This is a genomic window from Bradyrhizobium sp. TM102, assembly GCF_009176685.1.
Taxonomy (GTDB): Bacteria; Pseudomonadota; Alphaproteobacteria; order Rhizobiales; family Xanthobacteraceae; genus Bradyrhizobium; species Bradyrhizobium ottawaense.
Map to the genome: position 1 here is coordinate 6,442,698 of NZ_AP021855.1, position 9,439 is coordinate 6,452,136.

8 protein-coding genes are annotated in these 9,439 nt (G+C 60.4%); 5 read left to right on the top strand and 3 right to left on the bottom strand.

From position 1 onward, the window contains the following. Window positions 1–3: 3 nt before the first annotated feature. Window positions 4–1,206 (bottom strand): acyltransferase, encoded by a 1,203-nt coding sequence (locus GDN70_RS30545; protein WP_152103759.1) that lies wholly within the window; start codon window positions 1,204–1,206, stop codon window positions 4–6. 699 nt (window positions 1,207–1,905) lie between these two features. Here GDN70_RS30545 and GDN70_RS30550 point away from each other — a divergent pair. From GDN70_RS30550 to GDN70_RS30560, 3 genes are all read left to right on the top strand, one after another. Further along, on the top strand, window positions 1,906–2,400 hold the full coding sequence (locus tag GDN70_RS30550) for a hypothetical protein (protein WP_038951073.1): 495 nt from the start codon (window positions 1,906–1,908) through the stop codon (window positions 2,398–2,400). 32 nt (window positions 2,401–2,432) lie between these two features. Next, window positions 2,433–4,664: a Wzz/FepE/Etk N-terminal domain-containing protein gene (locus GDN70_RS30555; protein WP_028141808.1), complete on the top strand. Its 2,232-nt coding sequence runs from the start codon at window positions 2,433–2,435 to the stop codon at window positions 4,662–4,664. A gap of 402 nt (window positions 4,665–5,066) precedes the next feature. Then, window positions 5,067–5,354, top strand: a complete 288-nt coding sequence (locus GDN70_RS30560; protein WP_028141809.1) for a hypothetical protein — start codon at window positions 5,067–5,069, stop codon at window positions 5,352–5,354. 43 nt (window positions 5,355–5,397) lie between these two features. On the opposite strand, the gene GDN70_RS30565 is transcribed toward GDN70_RS30560, so the two are convergent. Next, window positions 5,398–6,828: an undecaprenyl-phosphate glucose phosphotransferase gene (locus GDN70_RS30565; protein ID WP_152103414.1), complete on the bottom strand. Its 1,431-nt coding sequence runs from the start codon at window positions 6,826–6,828 to the stop codon at window positions 5,398–5,400. 613 nt (window positions 6,829–7,441) lie between these two features. On the opposite strand from GDN70_RS30565, the gene GDN70_RS30570 reads away from it, so the two are divergent. After that, a complete protein-coding gene (locus GDN70_RS30570) occupies window positions 7,442–8,179 on the top strand; it encodes a metallophosphoesterase family protein (protein ID WP_050995698.1) in 738 nt (245 codons plus the stop codon). A 61-nt stretch (window positions 8,180–8,240) separates the two neighbouring features. On the opposite strand, the gene GDN70_RS30575 is transcribed toward GDN70_RS30570, so the two are convergent. Further along, window positions 8,241–8,519 (bottom strand): hypothetical protein, encoded by a 279-nt coding sequence (locus GDN70_RS30575; protein WP_244625836.1) that lies wholly within the window; start codon window positions 8,517–8,519, stop codon window positions 8,241–8,243. A gap of 574 nt (window positions 8,520–9,093) precedes the next feature. Here GDN70_RS30575 and GDN70_RS30580 point away from each other — a divergent pair. After that, a complete protein-coding gene (locus GDN70_RS30580; RefSeq protein ID WP_028141813.1) occupies window positions 9,094–9,360 on the top strand; it encodes a hypothetical protein in 267 nt (88 codons plus the stop codon). Window positions 9,361–9,439 lie beyond the last annotated feature (79 nt).

A 9,439-nucleotide genomic window follows, 5' to 3' on the forward strand; every position in this document is an offset into this window, starting at 1 on the left:
GACTCAGTTCGTCAGCCGCGCCGACGGCGCGGGGGATCGCGCGAAATCCCGACGGCTTCCGAGCACATTTCGCATGAACCTGCCGCCGGGAATTTCGATGTAGAGATAGGTGAAGTGCGAGACCGCTAGCACAGCAGCCAGTGAGACGACGAGATTCAGCGTGGCCGGCAGGCCTGCCCAGACCGAATCCAGCGCGGCGATCCGCCCCGCCCCCACTGCCCGCACGAAATATTCAGCGAGCAGCACCACGAGCGCGTGCACCATATAGATGGAGTAGGAACGTTTCCCGAGCCAGACCAGCGGCCCGGCCACCAGCATCCGCGGCACCAGCAGCGCATCCGGAAAGGCCAGCAAGCTGCCGAGGAAGATCGCGAACGTCACCGGCGCGAGGAAGGTCGCGGCAGGATTGGTCTCCGCCGCGGACACCAGAGCGATGCTGGCGATCATGGCGGCGAACTGCAGCACGCCCTGCACGGCAGGGCCCGGCTTGGCCGGCAGGCGATCGACGATCCTCACCGTCAGCACGCCCAGGAAGAAGCTCACGAAGCAGCGCAGGATGCCGAAGTCGGTCTGAAGCCCGAGGCTCCTCTTGTCGAGCACGAAGATGATGAAGACCAGACTGCTAATCGCAAGGGCTCCACAGAGGACGTAGAACCAGAGCAGGGAACGCATGCGCTGGGCCAGCAGCACGATCAGGCCAAACACCAGATATGTGTAGAACTCGACGCTGATGCTCCAGCTCGGCGCATTCCAGCTGAGATAATCGATGAACCCCATCGAATGCAGCAGCAGCACGTTGAGACCGAAGGAATAGGCATTGTTCACTTCGAACGCCGCCGGCGCGGCCACCACGACACCGGCCATGACCAGACCGATCCGCAGGAGGCGAAACAGAAGATTTGCCATCAGCATGACGATATGCAGCGGATAGACCCGCGCCAGGCGCCGCGCCATGAACTCACGCAGCGAGAAGCGCCCGAAGTCGCTCTCGACGTAGCTGAGCGACATGACGATCCCGCTGAGAACAAAGAACAAGTCGACCAGCAGCCAGGAGCTTCTGAAGAACGAGCAATTGATCCACGCATTGTGCGGGAACGCCGCGAGGAAAGTCGGCATCAGCAGGAGATGGTGAATCACCACCGACGTCGCGGCGATCCCCCGAATGCTATCGAGCGGCAGGACATGCGCCTTCTCACGATGAACCATCTCCGTCACATCAACATTCCGTAGCTATTGCACCGCAGCAGTGTGTATCAGGTCTTGCGCGTGTTCAATCTCTGCGATCGCGGACTCGCATTCGACGCATGAGGGTCGACGATAATTTCAACCCTCGCAGATCATTCGGACATGCGAGCGCCAAGTTCACGCCACTTTTTGCCTGAGATCGACATGCGTCGGCGCGCAAATCAATTCGGTCGTGATGATTGCGAGTATTTGCGTGCAAAGTGTGCGCGAAATTCGGCGCTGTTGCGATCAAGCCGACCGCGAAAGACGTTGATCTCTCCGCAAGCACGATGCCACATATCGCACCGATAATTTTTCGCAAGCGGGGAACAATGAGTCGCGTGACGACTTGTGTCGGTTTTGCGACGCATGCTCGCGGCCCTTCGACTTTCAACGCCTCTTATGTTTTCAGTTTGCAACATTCCTAGGCGCCAGCGTGCCGATCTCGCAGGCATTGCAGATCTTCATTTTTGCAACCGACCGAAACAGGCAATGCACGCGTTGTCTCACCGAGCACGCGCACGCAGCTTTTGCGTCGCACAAAAATTGACACAGTTGCCTGCCAAGTTTCACGTGTTCTCCTATTGCAACAGGGAGCAAGGGACACAGATGGGTTGCGGACTAACACGTCGTCTTGCGAGATCGCGATGGCTACCGATCATCTTGGCAGCTTCTGCCTTGATGGTGGCGAGCATCGATGCTTGCCGCGCCCAGTGTGTCGAATTTACGGATCGTGCCTCGCAGCTCCAACTCGACACGTTCGTAAAATCGCCCTCCTCGCTTCTGGAACAGCTGCGCAATGACAAGGAGAAGCTGAGATATCGGCTCGCCACCTTTATCGCCACGAACCCCTCGGTGTTGCCGTCCGTGCAGACCCTCATCTCGGCGTCGAGTTCAACCGACCGTTCAGCCATTGGCGCCGCGTTGAGGATCGCCGAAGGGCGGTGCACGTCGACGAAGCCGGACGCTGCGCGCAAGATCAGGGATTTCACGCAGCGGATCGGCGATCTCAACGTGCAAGCAGGCTATGCCGCCGCCGGCGAGGACGCCTCCGGCGCCCAGACCCAATCCCAAGACAAGGGCCGTGCGCAACCGCCCCGAGGCGGGGCGCTGCTCGACGGCGAGTGGAAGACCAAGCTGGCCAACCCGTTCAAGCCCGTCCCCCTTCCGAATTGATCAGCGATCGTCAAAAGGCAGCGAATTAACAAATGTATCAGCCTAGAGAACATTTTCCGTCGGGTCACAGATTCGGCATCGAATTCGGCGGAGCAGTCCTCAGCTTCGAACGCGTGGCCGATGTCCTGCGCCGGCAATGGCCGATCATCGCGGTGTGCACCGGCGCTTCGCTGGCGCTGGTGATCGTCTATCTGATCATGGCGCAACCCATGTACACGGCGAATGCCCGCATCATGATGGATACCCGTCAGGCGCAGGTGCTGGACAAGGACAGCAACGCCAACAGCGCCCTCATCGATACCGGATACGTCGACAGCCAGGTCGAGGTCATCAACTCGGACGACCTGATCCTCTCGGTGGTCCGTCGCCTGAAGCTGACGGACGATCCGGAGTTCAATGGCTCCAATCCGGGTTTACTTTCCATCGTCCTCGGCAAGTTCATGTCGTTGTTCGGCACCGGAGAACCGGCGTCGCAGGAGCGACTCGAGCATGCCGTGGTCGAGCAGGTTCAGAAGAACCTGAGGACGGAACGTGTCCTGACGACCTATGTCTTGTCGCTGAACTATCGCTCGCGAAGCCCTGACAAGGCCGCCAAGATCGTCAACGCCGTCGCCAGCGCCTACCTTGTCGGCGCCCTGGAAGCCAAATATCAGTCGACCAAGCGGGCGACCGAATGGCTTCAGCAGCGCAGCATCGAGCTGAGCGAGCAGGCAACCGCCAGCGACCGTGCCGTGCAGACCTTCAAGGCCGAAAACAACATCGTCGGAACCAGCCGCGGCCTGATGTCCGAACAGCAATTGTCGGACCTCAACACCCAGCTGGTTCAAGCGCGGGCGTCGACGGCCGAAGCCAAGGCCCGGCTCGACCGGATCACCGCGATTTCGGACCAGGACGTCGCACAATCGACGGTGACCGATGCTCTCAACAACTCGGTCATCACCCGCCTGCGCGCGCAATATCTGGACCTCCAGGCCCAGTATGCCGACTGGTCCCGGCGCTATGGCAAGCAACATCTTGCTGCGGTCAATCTGGCCAACAAGATGGAGGAGCTGCGCAAGAACATCGCCGACGAGCTGCATCGGATCGGCGACGCCTATCGCAGCGACTATGAGATCGCAAAGAGCCGAGAAGCCTCGCTCGAGAAGAACGTAAAGGAACTCGTCGCCCAGGCCGGCGATACCGGCCAGGCTGCAGTCAAGCTGCGCGATCTCGAAAGCGCCGCGGACACCTACCGCAACCTCTACAACAACTTCCTCGAGAAGCTGCAGAGCGCCACGCAGAACCAGAGCTTCCCGCTCAGCGAGGCGCGCCTCATCAGCACCGCCGCCAAGCCGGATCGCAAGAGCTCGCCGCGCACGGTGCTGGCGCTGGTGGGCGGCCTGGTGGGCGGCCTCTGCCTCGGCTTCGGCGCCGCCTTTGCCCGCGAACTGCTCAGCGACGTGTTGCGGACCCCTGGCGAGGTCGAGGACGAGCTCGGCGTGAAGTGCCTCGGGGTCCTGCCCGACATTCGTCCGCCGACGAAGACCGGCGCGTTGCTATCCACGTCCGGGAAGACCGGTCCACCCGATCTGTCCCGCTACGTCGTCGACCATCCATTCTCGCGATTTGCCGAGACGTTGCGCAATATCAAGGTGTCGATCGACGTTGCGCGCCTGACCCGCGAGATCAAGGTGATTGGCATCGTCTCGTCCCTTCCCAAGGAAGGAAAGACGACGGTGGCGGCCAACTTCGCCCAGTTGATCGCCCTCACCGGGCATCGCACGGTCCTGATCGACGGCGATCTGCACACGCGCTCGCTCACGCGGGAGCTCGCGCCGAACGCCAAGAGCGGACTGGTAGAGGCGCTCAGCGATCCGGCCAGCCTCGGCTACCATGTGCAGCGAAGCAAGGAAACAGGCCTGGATTTCCTGCCGTCCGTCGTGGCCTCCCGCATGGTCAATTCGGCAGACGTCATTGGATCGAAGGCGATGGCCGATCTGCTCAAGGTGCTGAAAGAGCACTATGAGTACATCGTGATCGATCTTGCCCCGGTGATGCCGGTGGCGGATTCAAAGGCCGTCAGCTTCCTGATCGATGCCATGGTCTATGTGATCGAGTGGGGGCAAACGACACGAAGCGCCCTTCAGGAGTCGGTTTCCGGGTCGGAAGTCCTGCAGAAGAAATTGCTCGGCGCCGTGCTCAACCGCGCCAACCCGAAGATGCTCAAGCGCATCGAGGCGTACAAGGGCAAGCACCACAACAGCTACTACGTCGAGCATGCCTAGGCGGAGGCGCGTCAGGCCGCGCCCAGCCGATTTCTAAAGACGACGGGCCCGCTGCCATTTGGCAGCGGGCCAATTTTTTTGCGTTCTTCGAAACTGTCGCCTGAAGAGCAGCGAGTGCGCCTTCGCACACGAACGGAGGATTGCGCCGAGCCCACCTCGGACTGCCGAGGCCTCCGTATTCGCCCGGAATCCACAACTTGCAGTTATTGCTCTAGCCAAAAGCAAGGATTGACGAAGGCTGCGATGGCTAGGACAGTGCGCCAATTGGCAACCATTCATCGGCAAGACGAGACAATCCGGTCCTCGATGCTTTAAAATGCTGAAACTTTGGGCATCTTTCTTTCTGGGTTCCCTGAGGCTAACCTCGGCTGATATTTGTCGTTCATTTCCGGCGGGCTCGGAATGCTGATCGTCCTGACGATTTTGACTATTTGGGTTCTGCTCAACATCCTGTTCGTGTTGATCGTGGTTCCTCCACGCAAGCCGCGTCCGCAGCCAATGGCGACGACGCTCTCACCCGCGCCCATCGACCCGAGTCAAAGGGAAATCGAGCAGGACGAACCCTTCTCGATCCGCCATGTCATCGTTTCCGTTGCGATGGGGGCTTTCTTCGTGCTGGTGCCGCCGTTGCTTGCCTTGCGCGACGCGATCATGCGGCTCTTCAGCAGGTCGTCGAGAGACGGAACCTGATCCCTTAAGCTGGCAGGTTCCGGACAGTGAAGAAATCAAACGACTAGTAAGCTTCCTGGAACATCACTGCGGACGCCGTCCGGGCCATAATCTTCAGGTCGAGCCAGATACTCCAGTTGCTAACGTACCAGACGTCATATTCGACCCGCTTCTCCATCAGATCGATCGTCGGCGTTTCCCCCCTGAAGCCGTTCACCTGGGCCCAGCCGGTCAGGCCCGGCTTCATGTGATGGCGGTAGACGTACTTGCTGATGATCTCGTCATAGTAATTGTCATGGGCCAGCGCGTGCGGACGCGGTCCAACCAGCGACATGTCCCCGCGCAGCACGTTCCAGAGCTGCGGCAGTTCGTCGATGCTCGTCATACGAAGGAAGCGCCCGATCTTGGTGACCCGAGCATCCCGCTTGGTCGCCTGGGCAATCGTTTCGCCGTTCTCGCAGACGGTCATGCTCCGGAACTTCCAGATCTCGAACGGCCTGCCATTGAAGCCGCGGCGCGACTGGCGGAATATGACGGCTCCCGGGGAATCCAGCTTGATCAGCACGGCAACGGTGAGCAGCAGCGGCGTCAAGATTACGAGCGCGAACAGGGCCACGCCGACGTCGAGACAGCGCTTTTGCAGCCGTTCGAGAATGGTGAGAGGCGGCCGCTGGATTTCGACCGCTACGGTTCCACTGACCGGCAGGAAGGGACGAGCCACCAGATCGGCGACCGGATCGTCCGGCAGCAGGCGTATCGGCTGGGGGACGGCGCGCAGATATGGCCCGAGCTTACGGAGCATCGGCAATTCGTTCCAGTCGATCGCAAGCAGGTATTCATCGACGTCGGCCGAGCGCGACTGACGGATCACGTCGCGAATCTGCCGCTCCCAATGGCCATCATCCCGGTCGTCGCCGAGCACGAAATGGCGCGTGACGTCGAAGCCATTCCGCCGCAGGTCCTTGAAGCGGCTGGAGGTGAAGTCGAGCGGCTTGAGGCTGAGCAGGATCACCTTGCGATCGACCAACCGGCTTCGCGCAAAGCTCGTGCCGAACACCGCCTGCCAGACGAAGCGCAGGCTGACCAAACCAAGTCCGCCGATCACGGCGAACACGATGACGGTGCCGCGGGACAGATTGTCGGTCGATTTCAGCAGGAACGCCGCAACAGCAAGGATCGTCAGCGACGTCAGCCAGATTAACACCGCCTTTCGAAGCTGCCAGACGATGTTGAGCAGCCGGTGCGTGGCATAGACGTCCCGGAAATAGGCGACTGCGACGAACACCACGCCGACAAACAACCCCGCTCCCACCGAAGCGCCGTCGGTGGGCGAAGCGACGGCGACGCCGTACAGCGAAGCCCCGGCGGCATAGCTCAACAAGATCAGCAGAAAGTCAGCCGCCATGACGACGATCTGAAATGGCCTCTGAAGAGCGCCACCTCGCGTCGACGACAGCGCGTGAGCGTTTTCAGAACCATAAGTTGCAACAGCCATTCGAACCTCTGCCTATCGAGAGTGTGCCTGACGCTCATCGTGATGCTGAAGACTCGTCACTGCCCCGCACGGAAAGTGTTGAGTGATCGCAGCGACATTGTGGCGTTGCACGCAAAACTTTTGCGGCGCAGGGATCATGCGTCGTGTTGAAATGCGCAGCGAAATTCGACGCGCTGAAAATGTCGTCACAGTGATGACATACGAGCGAACGCGTTGCCCTATTTTGAATCAAGTTCCACGTCCACCGCGATGCTTGGCCATCGCGCGAGCACCTCTTCGCTCATCTTTCAGGCGATGCAATCCTTCGACGAAGCACAATGAGTCATTTGCGAGAATTTCGATGATTTTCTATCTGGGCGTGCGATGCGAAATCGCGCCCAGGCATGCATCTTTGCTGCACGCTCGCCTTCAGCGATGCGATTCCCGCGGGCCGCGCCATTCGCGCTGCCGATCGCCGAACAAGGTCGGCAAAAAATGCCGCCCTTCTTTTGGCGTGATCGAGCCGGAGAACAAGGACGCTCCCTCACCGAATTCACGTCGTTCGTGTTGAATGGAAGCTCTCCGGTGCCGGCGACTTGGGGAAATTTTTCAACCACCCGATCGATTGAGCGCCATGATATCTCTCGCCCGACCACGCCCGCCTATTCCCAAACCGCAATTGCCGGAGGGAGTCCGCATCTATGCGATCTCGGACATTCACGGCTGCGCGCATCTGCTGCAGCCCATGTTGCGGGTGATCGACGCCGACGTCGCCTGCAGCCGACCGCGCTACGCGGTCGAGGTCTTCATGGGCGATTACATCGATCGCGGCCCGGATACGCGCTCCACCCTCGACGTCCTGATCGAACGGAGCCGCCGGGGCAACGCAGTCTTCCTCAAAGGGAATCACGAGGCATTTCTGGTGAGGGTGTTCGAAGATCCCTCATTATTCGAGGATTGGATTGCCGTCGGCGGGACCCAGACACTGATGTCCTACGGGCTTGCGCCGCCGGACCTGAAGCGCGACGAGCCGGCATCGATCATGCGCGATCTGATTCGGGCGATGCCCACCGAGCATCTGGAATTCCTCGACAATCTGCGGCTGAGCTTCAGTTGCGGGGACTTCTTCTTCGTTCACGCCGGCGTTCGCCCAGGCGTTCCGCTGGCCGAGCAGACGGAGCGCGATCTGCTCTGGATTCGCGAAGAGTTCCTGCGCAGCGAGGAGCAATTCGGCAAGTATATCGTGCATGGCCATACGCCGGTCCGTAGTGCCGAATTCATGGCGAACCGCGTCAACATCGACACCGGTGCCTATGCGACCGGTAACCTCACCCTGATGAGCATCCAGGGCAGCCGCATGCTCGCGGTATGACGTGGAGCCTTGGTTCGCGACGGCTCGCCTATCGGACCATGGGCATCGACCTCGAGCGGATCTAGTTGAGCAAGCGGGGCTTTTCCAGCCGCGCACGTGTTTCAGCCATCCAATCGTTCCAGGCTCGCTCGTGCTTGACGTAAAGCTCCAGCCAGCGCTCCCCATGTCTGTCCTGGCGGACACGGCGCGCCTCGACAAGCAAATCGGCGCCGGGGCGGGAGCTCGGATTATCCAGCGCTTCGAACTCGATCGTCTCCGAGATCGTCAGCCCGACAAGCACGCGTTGTCCGGCGCCATCGACGATGTAACGCCGCGGCGCATCCTTCTTGGGTTCGCTCATCTCGTCATGCCCCATTCGTACCAGTGAGATCCCGCCAGCGAATCGGACGTTGCCTAAAAGGCTCGTCGGGCGTGGCCGAACGTCGAGGTGGGAGTCGGTCCGGTCATTCGGCGCGAGGCGCCGCGGGATGAGCTCGCAGGGCTTCGTTGCACGCGCCAAGCGCGTAGCGCGTATCCCAAGGTGAGGCCAGCGCCGAAGATGAAAGCGGAGAGGAATGCAGAAGTCATAGGAGTCGCCCTAGATAGTCCGGGACTCATCAAGAGCGAGCAGTGTGTCGACATCATGGTTCTTGCCGACTTCGGGCGCCGAAAGATTGTTCATGCCTGACCTCTTACGTGCATGCGGCATAACTCGTGCATCAAACTCTGCGATCAAGATCGCTCTATTAGAGTCACTCTATATAGAGAGATGCCTTCGCGATCCTGTTCTGTCCAAAGGCTGCTGCCGTCGAACGGGACCTGGCACGCCTTCCCACGAACAGGAAATTTCGGGCCAACCGACCAATCCATGCCCTTGCAACCATTCGGGACCCGTCGCATTATTTCGCATCTCATATTACGAGGGATTCAATCCAATGACCGTCCGCGCTCTTATTCCATCCATTGCCCTGTCCGCTCTCGGCCTCGTTTTGACAGCATCCGTAGCGCCGGCCGCCGAGCTCGCGCTTGCGCCGGCACATCAGCGGGCGGCCTACGCCCAAACCGGGGTCGTGCTGTGGGATGACGTCTATCCGCCCGCGATCTACGGCCCGCAGCTTCGCTCCGTCGAGGAAGTCGCCGCCATGAAGGCGCAGGCGCGTCCAGTGTCCCAACGCTGGTGGGGCTATTGGTACGTTCGGTGAGCGCGGGAACGCTTGGCTAAGAGCCTCCTGAGAGGCCAGCCACCTTCGACCCAGCGACCTTCGACTATAGACCGCCGAT